This window comes from Bradyrhizobium erythrophlei (assembly GCF_900129425.1).
Taxonomy (GTDB): Bacteria; Pseudomonadota; Alphaproteobacteria; order Rhizobiales; family Xanthobacteraceae; genus Bradyrhizobium; species Bradyrhizobium erythrophlei_C.
Map to the genome: position 1 here is coordinate 6643478 of NZ_LT670817.1, position 23508 is coordinate 6666985.

22 protein-coding genes are annotated in these 23508 nt (G+C 63.2%); 12 read left to right on the top strand and 10 right to left on the bottom strand.

The window, feature by feature from the left end; genetic code table 11:
• Window positions 1–18: 18 nt before the first annotated feature.
• Window positions 19–465: a hypothetical protein gene (locus tag B5527_RS31690; RefSeq protein WP_154072628.1), complete on the top strand. Its 447-nt coding sequence runs from the start codon at window positions 19–21 to the stop codon at window positions 463–465.
• Here B5527_RS31690 and B5527_RS31695 read toward each other — a convergent pair.
• From B5527_RS31695 to B5527_RS31710, 4 genes are all read right to left on the bottom strand, one after another.
• Complete coding sequence (locus B5527_RS31695) at window positions 431–1528, bottom strand: cytochrome D1 domain-containing protein (RefSeq protein ID WP_079605010.1); 1098 nt, start codon at window positions 1526–1528, stop codon at window positions 431–433. The genes B5527_RS31690 and B5527_RS31695 overlap by 35 nt on opposite strands.
• Before the next feature lie 183 nt (window positions 1529–1711).
• Complete coding sequence (locus B5527_RS31700) at window positions 1712–2092, bottom strand: hypothetical protein (RefSeq protein ID WP_079605011.1); 381 nt, start codon at window positions 2090–2092, stop codon at window positions 1712–1714.
• A gap of 53 nt (window positions 2093–2145) precedes the next feature.
• Window positions 2146–2877, bottom strand: coding sequence for an alpha/beta family hydrolase (locus tag B5527_RS31705; RefSeq protein ID WP_079605012.1), 732 nt, complete (start codon window positions 2875–2877; stop codon window positions 2146–2148).
• A gap of 56 nt (window positions 2878–2933) precedes the next feature.
• The gene (locus tag B5527_RS31710; RefSeq protein ID WP_079605013.1) at window positions 2934–4226 is read right to left on the bottom strand and encodes an LVIVD repeat-containing protein; all 1293 of its coding nucleotides are present in this window, start codon (window positions 4224–4226) and stop codon (window positions 2934–2936) included.
• A gap of 190 nt (window positions 4227–4416) precedes the next feature.
• Between B5527_RS31710 and B5527_RS31715 the strand changes: the two genes are divergently transcribed.
• Both B5527_RS31715 and B5527_RS31720 read left to right on the top strand, forming a co-directional pair.
• Window positions 4417–5292: an MBL fold metallo-hydrolase gene (locus B5527_RS31715; RefSeq protein ID WP_079607660.1), complete on the top strand. Its 876-nt coding sequence runs from the start codon at window positions 4417–4419 to the stop codon at window positions 5290–5292.
• Window positions 5293–5503: 211 nt separating this feature from the next.
• Entirely contained in the window at window positions 5504–7153 is a 1650-nt protein-coding gene (locus B5527_RS31720; RefSeq protein WP_154072630.1) for a hypothetical protein, read from the top strand.
• Here the strand turns inward: B5527_RS31720 and B5527_RS31725 are convergent.
• The gene (locus B5527_RS31725; RefSeq protein WP_079607661.1) at window positions 7139–8512 is read right to left on the bottom strand and encodes an MFS transporter; all 1374 of its coding nucleotides are present in this window, start codon (window positions 8510–8512) and stop codon (window positions 7139–7141) included. The genes B5527_RS31720 and B5527_RS31725 overlap by 15 nt on opposite strands.
• A gap of 192 nt (window positions 8513–8704) precedes the next feature.
• Here B5527_RS31725 and B5527_RS31730 point away from each other — a divergent pair, with 192 nt between their 5' ends.
• Together B5527_RS31730 and B5527_RS31735 are read left to right on the top strand one after the other, a co-directional pair.
• Window positions 8705–10327 carry an ABC-F family ATP-binding cassette domain-containing protein gene (locus B5527_RS31730; protein ID WP_079605015.1) on the top strand — a complete coding sequence of 541 codons (1623 nt, stop codon included), beginning with the start codon at window positions 8705–8707 and terminating at the stop codon, window positions 10325–10327.
• Between the two features lie 74 nt (window positions 10328–10401).
• Entirely contained in the window at window positions 10402–11193 is a 792-nt protein-coding gene (locus B5527_RS31735; RefSeq protein WP_172842732.1) for a molybdate ABC transporter substrate-binding protein, read from the top strand.
• 50 nt (window positions 11194–11243) lie between these two features.
• Here the strand turns inward: B5527_RS31735 and B5527_RS31740 are convergent, their stop codons facing one another.
• A complete protein-coding gene (locus tag B5527_RS31740; protein WP_079605017.1) occupies window positions 11244–12662 on the bottom strand; it encodes an FAD-binding oxidoreductase in 1419 nt (472 codons plus the stop codon).
• Window positions 12663–12746: 84 nt separating this feature from the next.
• Here B5527_RS31740 and B5527_RS31745 point away from each other — a divergent pair, with 84 nt between their 5' ends.
• Window positions 12747–13259 carry a thioesterase family protein gene (locus B5527_RS31745; protein ID WP_079605018.1) on the top strand — a complete coding sequence of 171 codons (513 nt, stop codon included), beginning with the start codon at window positions 12747–12749 and terminating at the stop codon, window positions 13257–13259.
• Between the two features lie 19 nt (window positions 13260–13278).
• Here B5527_RS31745 and B5527_RS31750 read toward each other — a convergent pair whose 3' ends face one another.
• Complete coding sequence (locus B5527_RS31750; RefSeq protein WP_079605019.1) at window positions 13279–13452, bottom strand: DUF1328 domain-containing protein; 174 nt, start codon at window positions 13450–13452, stop codon at window positions 13279–13281.
• Window positions 13453–13753: 301 nt separating this feature from the next.
• Here B5527_RS31750 and B5527_RS31755 point away from each other — a divergent pair, with 301 nt between their 5' ends.
• The 5 genes from B5527_RS31755 (at window position 13754) to B5527_RS31775 (ending at window position 19877) form a co-directional block, all read left to right on the top strand.
• Window positions 13754–16417 carry an ATP-dependent helicase gene (locus B5527_RS31755; RefSeq protein ID WP_079605020.1) on the top strand — a complete coding sequence of 888 codons (2664 nt, stop codon included), beginning with the start codon at window positions 13754–13756 and terminating at the stop codon, window positions 16415–16417.
• A 181-nt stretch (window positions 16418–16598) separates the two neighbouring features.
• Window positions 16599–17723: a DUF2336 domain-containing protein gene (locus B5527_RS31760; RefSeq protein WP_079605021.1), complete on the top strand. Its 1125-nt coding sequence runs from the start codon at window positions 16599–16601 to the stop codon at window positions 17721–17723.
• Window positions 17724–17759: 36 nt separating this feature from the next.
• Entirely contained in the window at window positions 17760–17981 is a 222-nt protein-coding gene (locus B5527_RS31765) for a hypothetical protein (RefSeq protein WP_079605022.1), read from the top strand.
• 214 nt (window positions 17982–18195) lie between these two features.
• Window positions 18196–19119: an ABC transporter ATP-binding protein gene (locus B5527_RS31770; protein ID WP_079605023.1), complete on the top strand. Its 924-nt coding sequence runs from the start codon at window positions 18196–18198 to the stop codon at window positions 19117–19119.
• Entirely contained in the window at window positions 19116–19877 is a 762-nt protein-coding gene (locus tag B5527_RS31775) for an ABC transporter permease (RefSeq protein WP_079605024.1), read from the top strand. Before B5527_RS31770 ends, B5527_RS31775 begins: the two co-directional genes overlap by 4 nt.
• A 57-nt stretch (window positions 19878–19934) precedes the next feature.
• Here B5527_RS31775 and B5527_RS31780 read toward each other — a convergent pair whose 3' ends face one another.
• The gene (locus tag B5527_RS31780; protein WP_079605025.1) at window positions 19935–20261 is read right to left on the bottom strand and encodes a hypothetical protein; all 327 of its coding nucleotides are present in this window, start codon (window positions 20259–20261) and stop codon (window positions 19935–19937) included.
• A 286-nt stretch (window positions 20262–20547) separates the two neighbouring features.
• Here B5527_RS31780 and B5527_RS31785 point away from each other — a divergent pair, with 286 nt between their 5' ends.
• Window positions 20548–21330, top strand: coding sequence for a L,D-transpeptidase (locus tag B5527_RS31785; RefSeq protein WP_079605026.1), 783 nt, complete (start codon window positions 20548–20550; stop codon window positions 21328–21330).
• A 114-nt stretch (window positions 21331–21444) separates the two neighbouring features.
• Here B5527_RS31785 and B5527_RS31790 read toward each other — a convergent pair whose 3' ends face one another.
• Both B5527_RS31790 and B5527_RS31795 read right to left on the bottom strand, forming a co-directional pair.
• Window positions 21445–21891 (bottom strand): hypothetical protein, encoded by a 447-nt coding sequence (locus B5527_RS31790; RefSeq protein WP_079605027.1) that lies wholly within the window; start codon window positions 21889–21891, stop codon window positions 21445–21447.
• 11 nt (window positions 21892–21902) lie between these two features.
• Window positions 21903–23501, bottom strand: a complete 1599-nt coding sequence (locus tag B5527_RS31795; RefSeq protein ID WP_079605028.1) for a GMC family oxidoreductase — start codon at window positions 23499–23501, stop codon at window positions 21903–21905.
• Window positions 23502–23508: the final 7 nt, after the last annotated feature.

Here is a 23508-nt window from a genome sequence, read left to right on the forward strand (position 1 = left end):
GCGCCAGGGAGAGTTGAAATGCCGGGTCGTGCGTTGATAGCCGTAGCGGTTCTGGCCGCACTTGCCGCTTCCAGCTCCATCGCTGCGGTGCAAGACACGCCGAAACTCGATTACGACTATTTCAAAACCCGGGTCGAACCGATCTTTCTGAGCAAGCGGCCTGACCATGCCCGCTGCTACGTCTGTCATGTCGAGAGCAACAACGCATTCCACCTGGAGCGGCTAGCGGCGGGTGCGCAGAGCTGGACCGAGGAACAATCACGCCGCAACTTCGAGATGATCTCGATCCTGGTCAATCCCGGCGATCCCGATACCAGCCGGCTGCTGCTGCATCCGCTGGCCCCCGAAGGCGGCGGCGATGTGTTTCACTCCGGTGGACGGCAGTTTTCATCGAAGCGCGATCCGGCCTGGCGCGCGCTGGCCGCCTGGGTCAATGGAGCGACGCTCGCTTCCCCGAAGAAGTAGCGGCGGAGTCCGGTCGGTCCGGAATCACCAGCGTGTTGATGCGCTTGGGCACCTCGCCGACCGGGACCACCGCGACCAGCTTCCTGGATTGGGTGTCGATCGCCGAGACCGAGCGCAGGCCGGCGTTGGAAATGTAGACCGTCTTGCTGTCAGGCGTGAACGTCACCCAATTGGCGACCGCCGAAATCGCGCCGTGCCCCGGCAGTTTCAGCGACGGAAGGGCGACTTCGCCTAAAAGCGAGAGATCGGCAAGCGAATAGACATACACCGCGTTATTGGGGATGCTGGTCACCCACAGCGTCTTGCCGTCGGGCGCCACGCCGATGCCGTGCGAGGGCGCGTCGGAGCGGCCGCCATCGGTCTCGAAGTCGGCCCTGGCCGCGGGCAGAAGGATCCGCGCCACTTCCTTGCGGGCGGCGAAATCAATCACGGCGAAGCCGTTGACGTCGGACAATTGCACGAAGATTCGTTTGGTCGCGTCGTCGGGGCCGGCCTCGATCGCCATCGGACGAATGCCCTTGTCGAGCTTGACCTCCCACGCCGGTTGCTCGGTCGCAAGATCGATGACACTGACAATTCTGGTTCGGATCGAACCGGTGACGGCGTATTTGCTGTCAGGAGTCACATAGACGTTATGCAGCCGGCCGTTGACCGGCACGCTTTTGGTCCGCTCCAGCGTGACGGGATCGATGATATCGAGCGCACCGGGGTCGCGGGCGATACCGACCACGATGCGGCCGTCCCTGGCCACCGCGATGTTGTTGGGATGCGCGCTCAGCCCCACCCTCTTGAGGAGCTTGCCGGACTTGCGGTCGAACACATCGAGCGTCGAATAGACTTCGTCGCTGACATAGACCCTGGCGCCGTCGGGAGAGAAGGCGATTCCGTGCGCGCCCTCGATACCCCTGATCTGCTGGACCACCTTGTTGGTCGCGGGATCGATGACATGGATGCTGTCCCCGGCGCTGTTGGTGATGTAGATGCGGGCGGTGCCCGCCCAGGCCGGAATTGGCGCAAGCACCAGCAACAGCCACGCACAGTGTAAGAGGCGGAAGGGCTTCATGGGCGTCGAGCTCCCGTTCTGGTTTTATCGGAGCCTACGCAGCAATTGGCCGTGCGGCAAGCTGGCAATGGCGGCCCAAACGCCGATCGCGGTCACTTGTTCTCGGAAAACCTACCTCACGCAGCACCTTATGATCCTCTTGCGGCTGGGGAGCGCCAAACAGCGCCTCCGTGCCCGCGAGGTTCATCGCCGCAGCACCGGATGGTCGCTCAGCACCTCTTCTCTGATCGACACCGTCTGGATCGCGCGAAACAGGATCCGCGCCGTCTTCAAATTGTCAGCCGTCACGCACAGGTCCACGATCTGGCGTACCGAAGCATCGCGCAACAGATCGTCGGAAATCTTGACGGCGATTTCCATGGCGGCCCTGGTGGCGCGCTCATAGCGTTCGGGCTCGTTCGCGTGATCGCGGCGGCCGGAGCCCCCTACGCTTTCAGGGCTGTTGGCGGCGGAACGGCAGATCTCGCGTATTCTGTGGGCCGCTTCGAGGTCGCCAATCGGCCACTGAATATCTTCATCCCAAATTTCCTGGCGCTGGTGCTTGCGCTTGGTGAACCACCACATCGGCAAACCCTTAAAACAGGGAAGCATAGATGGCCGCAGGGCAATTTCAATCGTCAATCCGCCGCAGGACCGGGCGTTTCTCCAGCCGGGCCGCCGATGCACTCCCCGGTTGTCGCGGCGATCCAGTCGGACAGTGTGTTTATGACCTCGCTCATGGCGTCGCGGTCGGTCCTTCCGGAACGCGCCAGGACATGAAAGGAATGGTCGCCCTCCCGCACAAGGTGCAGCGTCGCCGCTGCGCCGAGCCGTTTCACGACGGATTCGAGCAGCGGCAGTTCCGCGAGCTTGTCGCGGGTGCCTTGTACGAACAGCAAGGGAATATGGACATCCGAAAGGTGCTTTGCCCGCGCCTCAGACGGCTTGCCCGCCGGATGCAGCGGAAAGCTCAGGAACGCAAGACCATGGACGCCGGCCAATGGCGTGATGGCTTGCGCTTGCGAGGTCATGCGGCCGCCGAAAGATTTGCCGCCGGCGAAAAGAGGTAGCCCCGGACAGCTTCGCGCGGCTTCCGCCACGGCGGCGCGCACCGCGGCATGCGCGATCACAGGCGGATCCGGGCGCCTGCTGGCTTTTTCCATATAGGGAAACTGATAGCGCAAGGTCGCGATGCCGCGGTCGCAAAGCCCGGCCGCGACCGTCTCCATGAAGGCATGGGTCATCCCCGCGCCGGCGCCATGGGCAAAGACAAAGCACGCTCGCGCCGATAACGGCCGCAGCAACAACGCGGAGACGGCGTCCGCGCCATCGACCTCGATTTTCAGTTGCTGCGGGCTGACGGTATTCATCACGCTTCAGTTGATCGCGAAACCGGCATCCGGCGCAAGACCGAAAATCCGCGTCTCTATTTGCCGGTATATTTCAAGATCCAAAGCCCCTGGTTTTTGTGGGTGACATAGATAAAGCCCCTGGTATCGACCAGCACGTCCTCGCTCTGGGCGACCAGTTTGCCTTTCGGAAACACGCCATAACGATGGGTCGGATCGGGCGGCAGGAAGTATCCGACTTCACGCGGCGCGGTCGGCGTACTGGTGTCGTAGATCCGCAAGCCGGCATTGAAGTAGGTGAGATAGACCAGATCGCCCTGCGGCTGCACGAACGGATTGTGCAGCAGCGTATTCTGGTTGTGCGGCCCAAATCTTCCGCCGCGCTCGCAGAAGCTTTTGATCGGCCAGTCCGACGGCGGCAACGGCAACGGAAACAGCGCCATCAGCCGCGGCTTGGCGGGGTCGCTGATATCGACGATCGACGCATTCTGTAACGCTTCTTTGCAGTCCTCCTGGATCGCCTCGGAGTTGATGAAGGCGAGCCCTCGTGCCGGCACTGGAATCACCGTGTGCACGCCGATGCTGGAGGCGAACGGCGGAGACATCGAGAGCTGTCCGATCTTTTTCGGGTGCGCGACGTCGGCGATGTCGAGAATGATCATGCCCGCGCCGCCATAGGGCAGATACGCGGTATTGCCGACGATGAAGGCGGGGCCATGCAGCATGGTGCCGGGAGGCGCGGCGGGCGTTTCGCCGTCTTTCTGGCCGGGCACCCACCACCTTCCGGCTTCCACGGGATGCGCGGGGTCGCTGATATCGACGATGACGTAAATGTTGCCCTTGTATCCCGGCATGATGGCCGAGAGATGCATATACTTGCCGCCCTGATAGCCATTGCGGTGAGTGCCGAGCGAGCCGGTCTTGTACTGGCCGAGCTTTTGCGGATTGAGCGGGTCCTTCAGATCCCAGATCAGCACACCCTCGTCGAACGGCTTGTTCGGATCGCCGCCCCAGCCCGGCGATATCCTGGCCAGCGCGGTGATCATCTTGCCGTCGGCAATCTCCATCTGATCGGTCGCGGTATTGTCGGGCCCCTGGATTTCCTTGACCACTTTCGGGTCAGCCGGATCGGTGACATCGACGATCTCCCAGCCCTCGTTCCACAGCATGCCGATGTAGAGATACCAGCGTTCGCCGACCTTCTGGATCGACATCTTGAAGCCCGGCTTGTCGTTGAGATTGCTGTAGCCGACGGCCTCGACGTTCTGACCGACTGCGCCGGGGGGAATGGGGTCTGCCCGCGTCTGCGTCGCCGACGCCAAACAAAGAAAAGCGGCCGTCACGACTGCCGCCGGATGCATCGGTCTCATCACACGCCCCCCAATCGATCTTGTTTTGTTGGAGCGCAGCCTCCTCCAGTTTGCGCAGCGTCGCAATCGCCATGAAATCATGGGAGTGCTGCGTGACGCGCGCACGGCTCGCGCGAGGAATCGTTGGCCTTCACTTGAACGGCCGCGAGGCGCCGGTTACGCTCACGCCAACAAGTCCGGGGAAGCGAACATGAAGCAGATCAGGATCGGCGACATTACCATCGACGCGGTGATCGAACGCGAAGGCCCGTGGCGCCGACCGCAGGACTTCTTCCCGGCCTATGACGAGGCCCTCTTCAAGGGTCACCTGCCCTCCATGGAGCCGGAGGTGTTCGATGTGGCGCTGGGGATGATCGTCATCACCTACCAGACCTTCGTGGTCCGGACGCCGCATCATACGATCCTGGTGGACACCTGCACCGGCGAGCACAAGGGCCATCCGCCGCCATTCGATTTTCCCGGCAAGGAGCGCTGGCGGAACGAGTTGTTCGCGCTCGGCATCGGCTTCGACCAGGTCGACTATGTGTTCTGCACCCATCTGCATATCGACCACACCGGCTGGAACACCACGCTGCGCGACGGGCGCTGGGTGCCGACATTCCCGAATGCGAAATACGTCTTTCACAAAGGGGAATATGCGGTCTGGGAAGCGGAGCACGCGAAAGGCGCCAATCCGCCCGGCACGGTATTCCGCGACAACTGCCTGCCGATCGTGGAAGCCGGCCAGGCGCTGCTGGTCGACGACGACTACGCGCTGGACGACACCATCACACTGACGCCGACCCCGGGGCACTCGCCGTGCCATTGCTGCGTCAACATTTTTTCGCGCGGGCAGCGCGCGGTGGTGACCGGGGACATGATGCACCATGTGATCCAGTGCCGGGAGCCCGACTGGTCGGCCAAACCGGACTGGGATGCGAAGCAATCGGCGATATCGCGCCGGAAGTTTTTGTCCTCCGTTGCGGAAACCGATACGCTGATTCTGCCGATTCATTTCCCGACGCCGACGGCGGGGTTTGTGACGGCGGATGCGGATCGGTTCAACTACCGATTCAAGCGGGAGTGAACTGCCCGTTTTTCTGAAAACCTGGAACGCGCTCTGCGCCGGCGATCCCTCGACATCGTCTCATGTTCACAAGTGCGGCAAACGCGTCAAGCGCGACAATAATACTCGACGGTAAGGCCGTTGGGTTGTTTGATGCTCCCAAATGGTGCTCGTCGACGCGAGCCCCAATCGCAAGAATGCCGTACACGGCATCATCGAAGGGAGGCGCAAAATGACCGCAACACGGCGTGAGTTCTTGGGTGTGGGAGCCTCCGCGGCGCTCGGACTCCTGCCATTGGGCGAAACAACGCCCGTGGCCGCGCAAACTGCGGCCGGCGGCGGAATTTCGGCGCGGCCGACATGGGACGATGGGGAACTCGCTCACCTTCTTCCGACCAGCAGTCACGACCGGATTCTCGTCAAGGCGTCGTTCAAGAAGCCCCTCGAAGCGGCGCCGATTCTGCGGGTCGGCGATCAGCGCGTGGTGGGAGAGCGTTCGGATACGCGCGGGTCATTCTGGCAATTCAACGCCGCCGATCTGAAGCCTGGAACGCCTTATCAGCTGTCGCTGGTGAGTTCCGATGGACGCGTGCTCTCGCAGCCATGGACCCTCGCGACGATGCCGGCACCCGACGACATGCCGGCGAAGCTGCGATTGCTGGTGTATTCCTGCGCCGGCGGCCACGATATCTTCAAGCTGTCGCACACTGGTGTGGAGTTCGTGCCAACAGCGGTCCGGCAAAAGTTGCTTCAGCGGGCACTCTCGTATGTCCCGGACGCACTGATTGCCAACGGCGATCAGGTCTACTGGGATCTGCTGGCGCCGAAAGCATCGCCCCGGCTCGGAGCGTCCAAGGCCGCACTGGAATATGCCCGCTTCGATCGCAGCGCGCCCATTCTCGGCGGAGCCAACGAGACGGCGTTGCTTCGCGCGGCCGGCGAGCAGATCAGCCCGCTCTACGGCACGCTCTGCCGTTCGACGCCGGTATTTTTCCTGCAGGACGACCACGACCATTTCGACAACGACGAAGCGACCGACGAGATCGTGACGTTTCCGCCCGACAATTTCATGCTGCAGGCCGCCCGCGCGACCCAGCGGCTGTGGTATCCCGAGTTCCTTCCCGATCCCAATCGATCGCCCGGGCTTCCCGGCTCCGACTATCCGGATCAACCGGCGTCGCGGCCGTCGGGCCTTTCGGAAAGTTTCGGCACCCTGCGCTATGGCCGCCTGGCCGAGGTTCTTCTCTATGACGTGAGGCGGACCGTCACGCTGGCCGGACCGTCGGGTGTCTTTGTCGCGCCCAACGTCGAAGCCTGGTTGAAGGCCCGGGCGGCGGCCAGGGAAGTCGTCCATCTCGTCAATGTGCCATCGAACCCGCCGGGATGGAGCGCCGGCAAGTGGGGCGAATGGTACCCCGACATGCTCGGTCCCGATGGCAGGCTTTCCGAGGCCAAGCCAAAACCGTATTGGCAGCGAGGCTGGCTCTCGCAGCATGATCGGCTGATGCAGGCGCTCTCGGAAATGCCGGGACGGATCCCGCTTGTGGTCAGCGGCGATTTACACGCCACCGCGGAGGGACGAATGATGCGGAGCGGTCAGCTCGACTTCTCGCGAAATCCCGTGATCACCGTTCTGCCGGGCACTATGGGCACCAGCACCGGCGGCTGGGCGTCGGAATTCCGTGGCGTCGGCCCGCAGCCGCCGCAACATCTCGACATGCAGGAAACCGTCAAGCCAATCGAGGAGAACGGCTTTCTGCTGATGGACTTCACGCCTGAGACGATCACGCTGCGCTATTTCAAGTGGAATCAAAAGACCCAGCCGGTCAGCGACATCGAGACGCTGGAGCCGTTCCACACCACTGAATTAAAGCGCGCCTGACGCTTGGCTATCGGCGGCGCGCCGCATGGCAGTCAGCGTGCCGCCGACCACCACGATCGAGAGCACGGCCGCGGCGATGATGTAATAGGCCGGCACCAGCTTGCTCCCGGTCGCCGCGATCAGCCAGGTCACCGTCAGCGGCGCAAATCCGCCGAATACGGTGACGCCGACATTGTAGGCGATCGCCATGCCGGTGGAGCGGACCTCGACCGGAAACAGGCCCGCGAGCATCCCGGGACCGGGGCCCTGCAGCAGGCCGAACACGGTCAGCACCACGAACTGCGCCAGGAACAACCGGCCGAACCCGGGCGCGGCCAGCACATAGGCGAAGAACGGATAGGAGATCAACGCGGAGATCGCGGTGAACAGGAAGAACATCCGATAGGGACCGTATTGGTCCGCAAGCCAGCCGCCCAGCATGCAGGTGCCGATGCCGAGCGCGGACGTGACGAGGACGCCGAGCAAGCCTTGCCATAGCGGCAGGTGCAGTTGCTCGACCACATAGGTCGGCAGATAGGTGTTCCAGATATAGGTCAGCGAGGTACCGATGATGATGAGGCCGATGGCACAGATCAACGGCTGCCAGTGGCGTTGCAGCACGTCGCGTACCGGCGCGCGGGCCACATCCGGCGCATGCTCGCGGAGCTTCCGATATTCCGGCGATTCCCCGAGGCGATATCGCACGTAGAAGCCGAACGGCCCGATCAGCGAACCGATCAGGAACGGGATGCGCCATGCGCCCGCCTGCACCGTCGCGGCCGGCAACGTCAGCAACACCGAGAGCCCGATGCTCGTTGCCAGCACGCGCCCCAACGCCTGGGAAGACATCTGAAAGCTGCCGAACGTCATCCGCCGGTTCGGCGGCGCGTATTCCACCAGCAGCGCGGTGGCGCTGGCGAATTCACCGCCGATCGAAATCCCCTGCACGATGCGCCCGAACACGACGATGATCGGCGCAGCGATACCGATCGTGGCGAAGGAGGGCGTCAGCCCCAGCGTCAGCGTGCCGAACGCCATCATCACGATCAGCAGCGAAAGCGCCCGCCGCCGCCCGTAGCGGTCGGCATAGGCGCCGAGCATGATGCCGCCGATCGGCCGCACCACGAATCCGACCGCAAAGGTCGCGTAGGTCAGGACAAGCGAAAGATTGCTGTCCGCCGGGAAGAACACTTTCGCGATGATGCTGGCGAAATAACCGTAGGAGACGAAATCGAACCATTCGAGTCCGTTGCCCAGAACCGATGCCAGCACCACCCGCCGCCGCATCCGGCTTTCCGTTATGGCGTCGTCGGCGGCGACGGCTGGAAACTCGCCGATATCGGCGGGCAGCGCGGAGCGGAGCAGCGAGGCCGGTTTCATTGTCGCAACTCCACCGCGGCAGTCTCCCGCGTCGTCGCCCCGGAGCGTGTCCGGCAGAAATTCCAGCATCGAACATTTCATGTTTTGGCGGCTGCTTCCAGCGCATAAGCGCCAGCGCCGCTAGCCCCTTTCGCAGGTGCACAACATGTCCTAAGCAGCGGCCGCGACATCTCTTTCCAGTCACGTGTGCACATGATTCGTCTCGACAACGTCAGCAAGCAAATTGGTCACCAGATCCTCTTCATCGAGGCGTCGGCGGCGCTCCAGAAGGGCGAGAAGGTCGGCCTCGTCGGTCCCAACGGGGCCGGCAAAACCACACTATTCCGAATGATCACGGGCCAGGAGTTGCCCGACGAGGGCCAGGTGGCCGTCGATCGCGGCGTCACCATCGGCTATTTCAGCCAGGACGTCGGCGAGATGTCTGGCCGCAGCGCGGTATCCGAGGTGATGGACGGCGCCGGTCCGGTCAGCGCGGTCGCTGCCGAATTGAAGACGCTCGAGGCGGCCATGGGCGATCCGGATCAAGCGGATGACATGGATGATATCATCGCGCGCTACGGCGAGGTGCAGGGGCGCTTCGAGGAGCTCGACGGCTACGCATTGGAGGGCCGGGCGCGCGAAGTCCTCGCCGGCCTCAGCTTCAGCCAGGAGATGATGGACGGTGACGTCGGCGCGCTGTCGGGCGGTTGGAAGATGCGCGTGGCGCTGGCCCGCATCCTGCTGATGCGCCCCGACGCCATGCTGCTGGACGAGCCAAGCAACCATCTCGACCTCGAGAGCCTGATCTGGCTGGAGCAGTTCCTTAGGGGCTACGACGGCGCGCTGCTGATGACCTCGCACGACCGCGAGTTCATGAACCGCATCATCAACAAGGTGGTGGAGATCGATGGCGGCACGCTGACGACCTATTCGGGCGATTACGAGTTCTACGAGCAGCAGCGCGCGCTGAACGAGAAGCAGCAGCAGGCTCAGTTCGAGCGCCAGCAGGCGATGCTGTCAAAGGAAATCAAGTTCATCGAGCGCTTCAAGGCGCGCGCCTCGCACGCCGCCCAGGTGCAGAGCCGGGTCAAGAAGCTGGAGAAGATCGAAAGGGTGGAACCGCCGAAGCGCCGCCAGACGGTCGAGTTCGACTTTTTGCCGGCGCCGCGCTCCGGTGAGGACGTGGTGAGCCTGAAGAAAGTGCATAAGGGCTATGGCAGCAAAAGTATTTACGAGGGACTGGACTTCATGGTGCGGCGCCGGGAGCGCTGGTGCGTCATGGGCATCAACGGCGCCGGCAAGTCGACGCTGCTGAAACTGGTGGCGGGCTCCACGCCACCGGATGATGGCACGGTGGCGCTCGGCGGCAGCGTCAAGATGGGCTACTTCGCGCAGCACGCCATGGATCTCTTGGACGGCGAGCGCACCGTATTCGAGTCGCTGGAGGACTCATTCCCTCAGGCCGGACAGGGCTCGCTGCGCGCGCTGGCCGGCTGCTTCGGATTCTCCGGCGACGACGTGGAAAAGAAATGCCGGGTGCTATCGGGCGGCGAGAAGGCCCGGCTGGTGATGGCGAAGATGCTGTTCGACCCGCCGAACTTCCTGGTGCTGGACGAGCCCACCAACCATCTGGACATGGCGACCAAGGAGATGCTCATCACCGCGCTGTCGCAATACGAAGGCACCATGCTGTTCGTCTCGCACGACCGGCATTTCCTGGCCGCACTGTCCAATCGGGTGCTGGAACTGACGCCCAAAGGCATTCACCAGTATGGCGGCGGCTACACGGAGTACGTGGCGCGCACCGGCCACGAGGCTCCCGGCCTGCGCAGCTGAGGTTGTCCGCGCCGAATTCCTCCGCTACCCTCTCCTTCAACAACAACGACAAATCTTTCGGGGAGAGAATGACCATGGCTGGGAGCGCATTTGTGCTGAGGTTTGCAGGGGCGATGGCGGCAGGATTGCTGTTTGCGTCGGTCACAGCGATCGACGCGGCCGTCGCGGAGCCTGCCGAGATCAAGGTGCTGACGTCGGTGGCGCTGACGTCGACCATGGACGAGTTGGCGCCCCAATTCGAACGCGCGACCGGCAACAAGCTCAACATCGGCTACAGCCTGATCGCCGACATCAAGAAACGCATCCTCGCCGGCGAAACCGCCGACGTCATCATTCTGTCGCGGCCGGTGATGGACGACCTGCAAAAACAGGACAAGTTGGCGCCCGGCAGCATCGTCAATGTCGCGGGCACCGCGGTGGCGGTGGCGGTACGCGCCGGCGCGCCGAAGCCGGACATCAGTTCGGCCGATGCACTGAAGCGTTCGCTGCTCGAAGCCAAATCCATCGTCTACGCGGATCCGGCCAAGGGCGGCGCCAGCGGGGTCGCTTTCGCCAAGGTCATCGACCGGCTGGGAATCGCCGAGCAGTTGAAGTCCAAGACCATTCTGGTGCCGGGCGCCCAGGCCGCCGACGTCGTCGCGAAGGGCGAGGCCGAGATTGGCGTCGGGCAAACCTCGGAGATCGTGCCCGTCGCCGGCGCGCAACTGGTGGGACCGCTACCCGGAGACCTCGGAAGCGTGACGTCCTTCGCCGCCGGAATCGGCGCCGGCAGCAAGGCACCGGGCGCGGCGAAGACGCTGATCCAGTTCCTGACGGGCCCTACGGCCGCGCCGGTGTTCACGTCGAAGGGCTTGCAGCCGGGTTGACGGCGCCCGCGGCATCGACAGCCCGTCGGGACCTCTGTGATTCCGAGCCGCTACGCCGCCGGCAGTATCTTTCCCGGATTGAAAATATTTTGCGGATCGAGCGCCGCCTTCACCGCGCGCATCGCGTCGATCGCCTCGGGGCCGAGTTCGGCCTTGAGATATTTCTGCTTGCCCTGCCCGATGCCGTGTTCGCCGGTGCAGGTCCCGCCCATCGATTGCGCCCGCTCCACCAGCCGATGCATGAAATCCTCGCCGCGCGCCATTTCGTCACGATCGTCGACATCGCACAGCAGCGAGCAGTGGAAGTTGCCGTCGCCGACATGGCCGACAATCGGCGACTGCAGGTTAAGGCGCTTCAGGTCCGCTTCGGTTTCGGTCACGCAATCGGCCAGCCGGGAAATCGGCACGCAGACATCGGTCGCCACCACGCCGGCGCCGGGGCGCAAGGCTTTCACCGACCAATAGGCGTCGTGCCGCGCCTGCCAGAGCTTGGTGCGATCCTCCGGCCGCGTGGTCCAGGTGAAATCCCCGCCCCCACATTCTTTGGCGATCTCGCTGAAATTCTTCGACTGCTCGGCGACCTCGTTCTCGCTGCCGTGAAATTCCAGGAGCAGCAGCGGGGTCTCCGGCAGCGACAGTTTCGAATAGGAATTGCAGGCGGCCACCTGCTCGGCGTTGAGCAGTTCGATGCGGGCGACGGGAATGCCGGTCTGGATCGCCATGATCGTCGCCTGGCAGGCGCCGCGAACGGTCTCGAACGAACAGGCCGCGGCCGCGATGGTCTCGGGAATGCCGCGCAGCTTGATGGTGAGTTCGCTGATAATACCGAGCGTGCCCTCGGCGCCGACGAACAGATGCGTCAGGTCGTAGCCGGCCGAGGATTTCTTCGCCCGCGTGCCGGTCGTGATGATCTCGCCGTCGCCGCGCACCACCTTGAGCGCCAGCACGTTGTCGCGCATGGTGCCGTAGCGCACCGCATTGGTGCCGGAGGCCCGGGTCGACGCCATGCCGCCGAGCGAGGCATCGGCGCCGGGATCGATCGGAAAGAACACGCCCTGGTCGCGCAGGTATTCGTTCAGCGCCTTGCGGGTGACGCCGGGCTGGATCACGCAGTCGAGATCCTCGGCGTGGACTTCCAGCACCTGGTTCATGTCGCGCAGGTCGATGCAGATGCCGCCCGCGGGCGCGTTGACCTGCCCCTCCAGCGAGGTGCCGGTGCCGAACGCAATCACGGGGACGCCATGTCGGGCGCAAATCCGCACCACGTCCTGGATGTCCGAGGTCTCCTGCGCCATCACCACCGCGTCAGGCGGCTGCGGCGCCAGCCAGGTCGTGGTATGGGCGTGCTGGTCGCGGACCGCCTGCGAGGTAATCAGCCGGTTGCCGAACCGCGCGGCGAGCGCTTGCAGTGCGCTTGCCAGCGCCTGCGGCTCCGGACGCTTCAAATGATTGGTGATGGTGATACCCAAGCTAGATCCTCCCGGCTCGAGGCGACCGTGGCAAAGGATATATAAGGGGTCAAGGGACCAGAATCGAACAAACGGGGATGGGCGATGCCGACCTTTGCCGCCGGTAATGATGCGCTGCTCCGGCCCGTGCCGTTTCTGGCGTCGGTGATGCAGATCGAGCCGCAATGGATCGACTATAACGGCCACCTCAACATGGCCTATTACAACGTGATGTTCGACCGCGCCATCGACGAATTATGGCTCGAACTCGGCATTGGTCCGGCTTACATGCGGGAACGCAAGGGATCGACCTTCACCGCTGAATGCCACGTGCGATATTTGCGCGAAATCCATCTTGGCGATCCGGTGCAGGTGTCGATCCTGCTGGTTGCGGCGGACGAAAAGCGGCTGCATACGTTCGAGGAATTACGCCACGCCGGCGAGGGCTGGCTGTCCGCCACGTCGGAAAATATGACCATCCACGTCGACATGACCGCGCGAAAGACCGCGCCGTTTCCACCGGATATTCGCGCCCGCATCGAGGCGGTCACGAAGGCGCACTCGGCAGTTCCTCGGCCCGAGGGCATCGGACGAAAAATCGCGATGCCCGCCAAGTAGCGGCTCGTATCCGATCGCGTCAAACGCGGGTGCGTCCGCGCGCCAGACCGACCACGGCTGAGACCAAAAACAGCACGACCGCGATGAAGAAGATGGTCTTGGCGATTTCGATGGAGGCTCCGGCGATGCCGCCAAAGCCCAGAATGCCGGCGATCAGCGCGACGACCAGAAACGTAACGACCCAGCTCAACATGATACCAACCTCTGCTACCACTTTCTGTTTCGATATCAGCGCGACCGACCTCGCCGCGCATCGACTGCAGGAACAATCCGGCCTCGGAACAAAAGTTCCGGGCGGTTCCGACCGCCGAAATCGCAAAAATGGCGGGCCGCGCAAGGAACTAAATCCCGCCTGGGGGTGCCAAATGCGGCCCGCTGCGCCACGGGATAAGTCCTGTCAAATCCGCGGCAAACCCCCTATATGCCGTCCAATCCTGCTATGAAGGCTCCCCTTCACGGCCCCACGGTGCCATCGTGGGCGGAAGACGATTCGCATGACCGAGCCGAACAGATTGACCCTTTCAGGCGTTCCCGACCACCAGCCCGCGGCTGGCGGCATCGCCGCGCGTGCGCGGGCATCCGCGACCCCGCAATATCTGAGCGGCCTCAATCCCGAGCAGCGCGAGGCGGTGGAAACGCTGGACGGGCCGGTTCTGGTGCTGGCGGGGGCCGGCACCGGCAAGACCCGGGTACTGACCTGCCGCATCGCCCACATCCTCAGCACGGGCCGCGCGCGACCCGGCGAAATTCTCTCAGTCACCTTCACCAACAAGGCGGCGCGCGAGATGAAGCTGCGGCTCGGCCAGATGCTGGGCCAGGCGGTCGAGGGCATGCCGTGGCTCGGCACCTTTCACTCGATCGGCGGGCGTATCCTGCGCAGCCACGCCGAACTGGTGCAGTTGAAGTCGAATTTCACCGTGCTCGATGTCGACGACCAGATCCGGCTGTTGAAGCAGCTTCTGGCGGCCGACAACATCGACGACAAGCGCTGGCCGGCGCGCATGCTGGCCGGCCTGATCGACGGCTGGAAGAATCGCGGGCTGACGCCGTCGCAGGTGCCCCCGGGCGAAGCCGCCGTGTTCGGCAACGGCCGGGGCGGCAAGCTCTACGCGGCCTATCAGGAACGGCTGAAGATCCTCAACGCCGCCGATTTCGGCGATCTGTTGCTGGAAAACATCCGGCTGTTCCGCGAACACCCCGACGTGCTCCGGCAATACCAGCACCGCTTCAAGTTCATCCTGGTCGACGAATATCAGGACACCAACGTCGCACAATATCTGTGGCTGCGGCTCTTGGCGCAGGCGCCGTCGAAGCCGGGCGTGCCCCTATCCTCCGTCATTCCCGGCCTCGCAGCCTCTCCCGTCATTCCGGGGCACGCCGAAGGCGTGAACCCGGAATCTGGAGATAAAGAGGACTCTCCTCGGGATTCCGGGTCTGCGCTTGCAGCGCATCCCGGAATGACGGCGCAAAGTCCACCCAAAAACATCTGCTGCGTCGGCGACGACGACCAGTCGATCTATGGCTGGCGCGGCGCCGAGGTCGACAACATCCTGCGCTTCGAACACGATTTTCCCGGCGCCAAGGTGATCCGGCTGGAGCGCAACTACCGCTCCACCGGCCACATCCTGGCCGCCGCCTCGCATCTGATTGCGCATAATGAGGGACGGCTCGGCAAGACATTGCGCACCGAGGACGTCGACGGCGAAAAGGTCACCGTGACCGGCTCCTGGGACTCCGAAGAGGAAGCCCGTGCCATCGGCGAGGAGATCGAGGAACTGCAGCGCGGCGGCCACAAGCTCAACGATATCGCGATCCTGGTGCGGGCCTCGTTCCAGATGCGCGAATTCGAAGATCGTTTTGTCACGCTCGGCCTGCCCTATCGCGTGATCGGCGGCCCCCGATTCTACGAGCGCGCCGAAGTCCGCGATGCGCTGGCGTATTTGCGCGTCATCAACTCGCCGGCCGACGACCTCGCCTTCGAGCGCATCGTCAACGTGCCGAAACGCGGCCTCGGCGACGCCTCCGTGCAGATGCTGCACGACCACGGCCGCAAGCGCCGCATTCCGCTGTTCGAGGCTGCCCGCGCGGTGGTCGAGACCGACGAGCTGAAGCCGAAAGCGCGCGGCTCCCTGCGCGATCTCATCGTCAATTTCGATCGCTGGCGCGCGCAACGCGAGGTAACCTCGCACACCGAACTGGCCGAGATCGTGCTCGACGAGAGCGGCTACACCGAAATGTGGCAGAAGGATCGTTCCGCCGACGCCGCCGGACGCCTGGAAAACCTCAAGGAGCTGGTGCGCTCGATGGAAGAATTCGAGAACCTGCAAGGGTTCCTCGAACACATCTCGCTGGTGATGGACCGCGACGGCGGCGCCGAGGACGATGCGGTGTCGCTGATGACGCTGCACTCGGCCAAGGGACTGGAATTCGACAACGTGTTCCTGCCCGGCTGGGAGGAAGGCCTGTTTCCGAGCCAGCGCACGCTCGACGAACAGGGCCGCGCCGGTCTGGAAGAAGAGCGCCGTCTGGCCCATGTCGGGCTGACCCGCGCCCGCCGCCGCGCCAAGCTCTACTTCGCGACTAACCGGCGAATTCACGGCACCTGGTCGACCACGATCCCGTCGCGCTTTCTCGACGAACTTCCGGCGCATAATGTCGAGATTACGGAGTCTAAGGGCGGCTCGGGCTGGGGCGGCAGCAGCGGTTACGGCCCCTCGCGCTTCGACAATGTCGAATCGTTCGGCTCGAGCTATACGACCCCGGGCTGGCAGCGCGCGCAGGCCAACCGCGCGCGCGGCCAGCGTGGCGGCAACGGCCAGGCCGGCGGCGGTTTCAATGAAAGCCAGTCGCCATTTTCGGGCTCGCGCAGCGATGCCTCAGGCTCGCGCAGCGATGCCCCAGGCTCGCGCAGCGATGCCTCAGGCTCGCGCGGCGAGGCCGGCGGCTTCTCCCGCAGCAAGCGCGGCCCGATGACCATCGAAGGCGAACTGATCGCCAAATCCACCGGCACCATTTCGGAATTCTCCCTCGACGACCGCGTTTTTCACCAGAAGTTCGGCTATGGCCAGGTGGTGAAGATCGACGGCAACAAGCTCACCATCGCGTTCGAAAAGGCCGGCGAGAAAAAGGTGGTCGATAGTTTCGTCGAGCGGGCGTGACATCGAGTGTTTGATGGCGCCTGGGGCACTGTGACCGCGAAATCAATAAACTCATCCGCATTTTAGCGAATTTTTAGAACCAATACTTAGCCTCCATTTTTACCGAAAACTCGGGTGTGTGCGCTATGAGCCAACGTGGAAATCTTTGGCACGGGTGTATTGGCAGTTAAGGTTGGGCGGAATGAGTGAGGCAAGTTCGTTTTTAAGGGACCTCGATGACGCGGTGTTGCGGGGAAACGAAGAAAGCCGCCTGCGGGCATTGTGGCATACCACCGATTTGATGATCGCCGGCCGGTACAGCGATGACGAGATATGGACCTTTGGCGAGGTGATCGGGCGGCTTGCCGATGAAATCGAGGTTGCCGCCCGCGCGCAGCTTGCCAGGCGGCTGGCCCGCTTCGACAAGGCCCCGGTCAACATCATCCATAAACTGGCCTTTGACGATTCGATCGATGTCGCCGGCCCGGTATTGCTGGAGTCGGAGCGGCTCGAGACTCCCGCCCTGGTCGCCAACGTCTGCACCAAAAGCCAGCCGCATTTGCTCGCGATCTCGAAACGAAAGTCGATCGAGGAAACGGTTACCGACGTGCTCGTGACGCGCGGCGATCGGGAGGTCTTGAACTCGGTCGCCAAAAATGATGGCGCGCGTTTCTCGGACTTCGGCTTTTTACACATGATCCAACGGGCCGAAGGCGATTCCATTCTCGCCGAGCAACTCGGCCTCCGTGAGGACATCCCCAGGCAGCTTTTCCAGCAACTGATCGCAAAGGCGTCGGACGACGTGAAGAAGCGGCTGGAGCGCGAGCGCCCGGCCATGGTCGGCCAAATCCAGACCTCGGTGACGGACGTCGCGGGAGCGCTGCAGTCGAAGTTGGGCCCGGTATCGAGAAGCTATTTTGTCGCAAAGCGTCTTGTGACGGCGCAGCATCAGCAGGGCAACCTGAACGAAAACAGTATATCCGGCTACGCGCGATCCCATAAGTTCGACGAGATCACGATCGGCCTGTCCTTATTGTGCGCGTTGCCGGGCGACGTGATCGAACGTGCGTTGGTAGACAGGAACAGGGAAATGCTGCTGGTTCTGTGCAAAGCCCTCGACTTTTCGTGGGCGACGACCATGTCGTTGCTGTTTCTTGGCGCCAAGGATCACCGCATCACCGCCAAGGATCTGAATGATCTGGAAAGCGAGTTTGGCCGCCTCAACGTCGAGACCTCCCGGAGCGTTCTGGAATTCTACAAGTCTCGCAAGAATGCCGGGGCCGCCGATCCCGGTTCGCGGCAGCCGTCCCTGCTTGGGGTGCATTGAGATGACCGATCCAAAATTGGCTGGAGAACATCGGCAATGAACGCCATGTCATTTGGCGCGGCAGCACATGAACGCCCGGGCACCATCTCCGATGGGTCGAACACCCCCCTGGATGCGGTCTGGATCGTTCTCGAGGCAGCGAACGATCTCGGGGACGATGCCACCGTCGAAATTTGTCGACGGGTCATCGATGCGAACCTGAACGGGAGGTCCGCCCGCCAATCCGACCTGCATATCATCCTCGATTATTTCAGGTGAATACGGGACAGTCCTGGATTTGCGGTAGCCTCGCCTGAATAGGGAGCCTGGCTTGAATGCGGGCCAGTCCGAGCCTGGTCATATGGCTCGCAGCGATTGCGCTCTGGCTTGAGCCTCCCTATCTGTCAGTGCTCGCCTCCTCTCCCGCCTTAAGCTGGCCGAATTGCCGCTTACCCTCTCGCGCATTTTTCCTGTTCAGGCTATCACGCCCGCCATGCCTCCCATCATATCCGTTTCGAACCTGTCGAAGAGCTACGCATCCGGCTTCAAGGCGCTCAATAACGTCAGCCTTGACATCAACCGCGGCGAGATCTTCGCGCTGCTGGGGCCGAACGGCGCCGGCAAGACCACGCTGATCAGCATTATCTGCGGCATCGCCAATCTGAGCGAAGGCCGCGTCACCGTCGGCGGGCACGATATCAACGGGGAATATCGCGCGGCGCGCACGATGATCGGGCTGGTGCCGCAGGAGCTGCACACCGACGCCTTCGAATCGGTGTGGGCCACGGTCAGCTTCAGCCGCGGCCTGTTCGGCAAACCGAAAAATCCGGCACATATCGAAAAGGTGCTGAAGGACCTGTCGCTGTGGGACAAGAAGGACGCCAAGATCGTCACGCTGTCCGGCGGCATGAAGCGCCGGGTGATGATCGCGAAAGCGCTGTCGCACGAGCCGCAGATCCTGTTTCTGGACGAGCCGACCGCGGGCGTCGACGTCGAATTGCGCAAGGGCATGTGGGAAGTGGTGCGGACGCTGCAGGCCTCCGGGGTCACCATTATCCTCACCACGCATTACATCGAGGAGGCCGAGGAGATGGCGGACCGCATCGGCGTCATCAACAAGGGCGAGATCATCCTGGTCGAGGACAAGGCCGGCCTGATGCAGAAGCTCGGCAAGAAGCGGCTCAAGCTGCACCTGCAGGGACGGATCGATGCGATTCCCCCGGCGCTCGCGGACTACAATCTCGAACTGTCCGATGGGGGCTGCGAGGTGATCTACACCTACGACACCAAGGGCGACCGCACCGGCATCACCAGCCTGCTGAGCGACCTCCGCGGCGCCGGCATCCGCTTCTACGATCTCGACACCACCCAAAGTTCGCTGGAAGACATCTTCGTCAGTCTGGTGAGGGCGCCATGAATTTCCGGGCAGTCCGCGCGATCTATCTGTTCGAAATGGCGCGCACCTGGCGCACGCTGCTGCAAAGCATCGTGTCGCCGGTGGTTTCGACGTCGCTGTATTTCGTGGTGTTCGGGGCGGCGATCGGCTCGCGTATCACCTCGGTCCAAGGCGTCAGCTACGGCACCTTCATCGTGCCGGGGCTGGTGATGCTGTCGGTGCTGACGCAGAGCATCGCCAATGCCTCGTTCGGGATCTATTTTCCGAAATTCGTCGGCACCATCTACGAATTGCTGTCGGCGCCGATCTCCTATTTCGAGATCGTGCTCGGCTATGTCGGCGCCGCCGCGACCAAATCGATCATCCTCGGCCTGATTATCCTCGCCACCGCCGGCCTGTTCGTGCCGCTGCACATCCACCACCCCTTCTGGATGCTGACCTTCCTGGTGCTGACGGCGGTGACCTTCAGCCTGTTCGGCTTCATCATCGGGATCTGGGCCGACGGATTCGAGAAGCTGCAGATGATCCCGATGCTGGTAGTGACGCCGTTGACCTTCCTCGGCGGCAGCTTCTACTCGGTGAGCATGCTCCCGTCGGGCTGGCGCACCATCACGTTGCTCAATCCGGTGGTCTACCTGATCAGCGGCTTCCGGTGGAGTTTTTATGAAATCGCCGACGTCAGCGTCGGCGTCAGCATCGGCATTACGCTGATGTTTCTCGTTATCTGCATGGTCGTGGTGTGGTGGATCTTCAAGACCGGCTACCGGCTGAAGAATTGATGCGAAGGGCCATTCCGGGTTCGCGTAAACGCGCGCCCCGGAATGACGGCCTATCGATTACCGATAGCAGTGGAAGCGACGATGGTGATCGTAAAAGCCGCGGCAGCGATAGTGACCCCGATAGGGAATCCCGAGCACGCCATCCACGGCGCCCACTGCACCGCCGACGCCGGCTCCGACCGCGCCGCCAACTAGTCCGCCCACCGGACCGGCGGCCCGGTTGCCTTCATACGCACCTTCCTGGGCGCCGCGCACGATGCCCTGCGCATGTCCGATATGGGGGATCGCCAGCAAGCCGAGAGCGAGCGCAACACCCGCAAGATAGAGTCTGGCCGGCGAACGGGTCGGCAGCGCCGATGTCTTGATCTTCGTCGTCGTTTTCATCTGGATTCCTCTTGATCGGCTGCGATTGCGCCGGCGGGGCGGGCATGTGTAACGCCGGTGCGGCCAAAAGGTTGCGCAGCCGTGACGAATTCGCGACGGCCCGGTGCGGTGAGTCCAGCACGAATAACGCGACGCGCCGGATAAAGCCCCGCCCCTGCCTTGTTAGCGCCCGTCTGCGCATTGACGATGGCCCAAGAGCCCGGTGGAACCAAAGCCGAACTTCGGGCATATAGATGCCGGGGACGGTGAGCGTCACTGCAGTCAAGGCCCGGAGGCCAAAAGTAAGATGCGTTCCTTTATCGTTGCTGTCGCTAGCCTGATGCTGTTCGCCACCGGCGCCGCGCAAGCCAAAATCTCCATCACCGTCGACAAGAATGCGCAGATGATGACCGTCGCAGTCGACGGCGTCCAGCGCTACCAGTGGCCGGTCTCGACCGGCAATCCCTCACACGAGACGCCGAACGGTACCTTCCAGACCTTCCGGATGGAGGAAGATCACTACTCCAAGGAATTCGACGACGCGCCGATGCCGCACTCGATCTTCTTCACCAAGGTCGGCCACGCGATCCACGGCACCGAATCCGAAAGCCATCTCGGTGTGCCGGTGTCTCACGGCTGCGTGCGGCTGTCGCGCGCCAACGCCACGACGTTATACGCGCTTGTGCAGCAGGAGGGCGTGCTCAACACCACCGTGACGCTTACCGGTTCATCCCAGATTGCGCTGGCGCGCAATCCGCGCAGCCGCCCCAATATCGCCGTCGCCCGCCGCGATCCGACGCAGCCCTACGATCAGCAGTACAGCGCCGCCGGCGATCCCGTGGTGATCACTCCGCAGCAGGCAGCGCCGGGCCAGTACGCGCCGCAGCAGCGGGCAGACGACGGTTACATCTATCCGGCCGACGGCAGCTCGGACGTGGCGCGCTATCCCGCGCCGCGCAGCAGCCGCCGTCTCTACGACACGCAGGTCTATCAGCAGCAGCAATATTACGACAGCCGCGGCTACGCGCCGCAATATGCGCCGCAGGTCTACGCGCCGCGGCCGTATCAGCCGCGCGGACTGTTCGACTGACCGAACTGACGCGCGTCATTCACTTTCAAAAATGGCGTGGGCCGGCCCACGCCATTTTTGGTGTTTCCGCCCCGCGATGCGTAGTCGATCCCCGAAAACTTGCGGCGATTGTGTTTACTCAGGCCGCCGGTACATCGGCGGCCGCACACGGACCGGATCGAGCAGCGACCAGTCGCCCTGTTCGACGACGTGCCCCCTGGGGAAGGGTGGGCGCGGTTCCTGGCCGAGCGAGCGCATCACCCGGTCGTCCCTGTAGTAGCAAAGCAGGACCACGCGGACCAATGCGGCGAGCGGCGCACCGCCAGCTTCGCGAAAAGTCGCGGCCACCTCCGTGCGGCGCACTGGGCCGAGGTCCGCGAAGACGCCACCTGCGAGCGTGGCCAGATGCACCAGTGCGCGACCTATGTCGTCGCGATCGCGCTCAAGGCTCGCCAGGATGTCATTGAAGATCGTTTCATCGTCGGCGCCGGGCACGCCATAGGCCGGACTCGGCGGGATGATCGCGGCGGCGAGCGCGCGGAAGTCGCGTATCTGTTCGGCGGAAAGGCCATGGTTCTGCATGTTGGTCTTTCTTAATCGAACAGGTTGGCGAGGCGCTGCTTGATGCTGTCGGCAATGTAGAGCGCCAGCGCCTGGATGGTCGAGGTCGGGTTGACGCCGCCGGAGGTCACCCAGATGCTACCGTCGACGATGAAGAGGTTCTTCACGTCATGGCAGCGGCCCCATTTATTCACCACCGAGCGTTCGGGGTCAGTGCCCATGCGCGCGGTGCCGAGCAAATGCCAGCCGCCGTTCAGGATCGGACTCTCCACGGCAATATTGCTGGCGCCGGCTGTCGTCAGAATCTCCGTCGCGCGCGCGATGCCATGGTTCATCATCTTCAGACTGTTGGCGCTGATGGTATAGTCGAGCTTCGGCGCGGGGATGCCGCTACTGTCCTTCAGGTCAGGATCGAGCGTGACACGATTGTGCTCCTCGGGAAGGTCCTCGCAGATCGCCGAAAGACCGATGCGATGGTTGAGCAGTTTCCGGTAGACCCGGTGATGGTCTTCGCCCCATGGCAGCCGCCCGGCCGCGGAACTGACAATGGCTTCCATGATCGCACCGACGCCGCGGCCGAACTGAAAGGTATAGCCGCGCACGAAATCGCGCCGGGAATCGGTTTCGTAGAATTCCTGGCTCCACAGACATAAAGGCGGGCCGTGATTGCCATCGAGCGGCTCATCGACATAGCCGTAGGTCAGGGCGTACGGGTGAAACATCAGGTTCTTGCCGACCAGCCCTGAGGAATTGGCAATGCCGTTGGGGAATCTTGCCGATACCGAATTCAGCATCAGGCGCGGCGTGCCGACGCCGTTGCAGGCGAGGATGACGACTTCGGCCGCCTGGAAGTGCTCCGGCCCCTCGCCGTCATAATAGATTACGCCTGTCGCCATGCCGTCTGCATCGACGGTTATTTCGCGAACCCGGCACAGCGTGCGCAGTTCGACGCCGGCGCGGATCGCATGCGGCCAGTAGGTGATGTCGGTACTGCCCTTGGCGCCCTGCGCGCAGCCCGGCGTGCAATGACCGAGGTTGATACAGCGCCCGCGCCCTTCATAGTCGGTCGTCGCAATCGTGGTGTCGGACGGCCACCAGTGCCAGCCGAGCTGGTTCATCGCCTTGCCGAAGCGCGTGCCCGACTTGCCGAGCGGCAGCGGCGGCATCGGCGGCTGTTTCGGCGGATAGGCGGGATCGCCGGCGAGACCCGAGACGCCCATCATGCGATCATTCTCGGCGAAGAACGGCTCCAGCGTGGCGTAGTTGATCGGCCAGTCGTCGGCGACGCCGTCGAGCGTGCGTACCCTGAAGTCGGAGGGGTGCAGGCGCGGAAAATGCGCGGTGTACATGATGGTGCTGCCGCCGACGCCGTTGAAGTTCACCACCTTGATCGGCGAATTGGCGTCGTTGATCGGATAATCGGTCGGCCGCGCCCGGCGGTTGGGATTGATGGCGAAATCGCTGAATAGCCGCGCCTCCCAATCCCGTCCGTTGCTCGGATAGTCTGAAGGCTTCACCCAGTCGCCCTGCTCGAGGCAGAGAATCCGCATCCTGGTATCGGCCAGACTCCACGCCACCGCGGCGCCTGACGCTCCGGAACCGATGATCAGCACATCGACTTTATCATGCATGCATTCC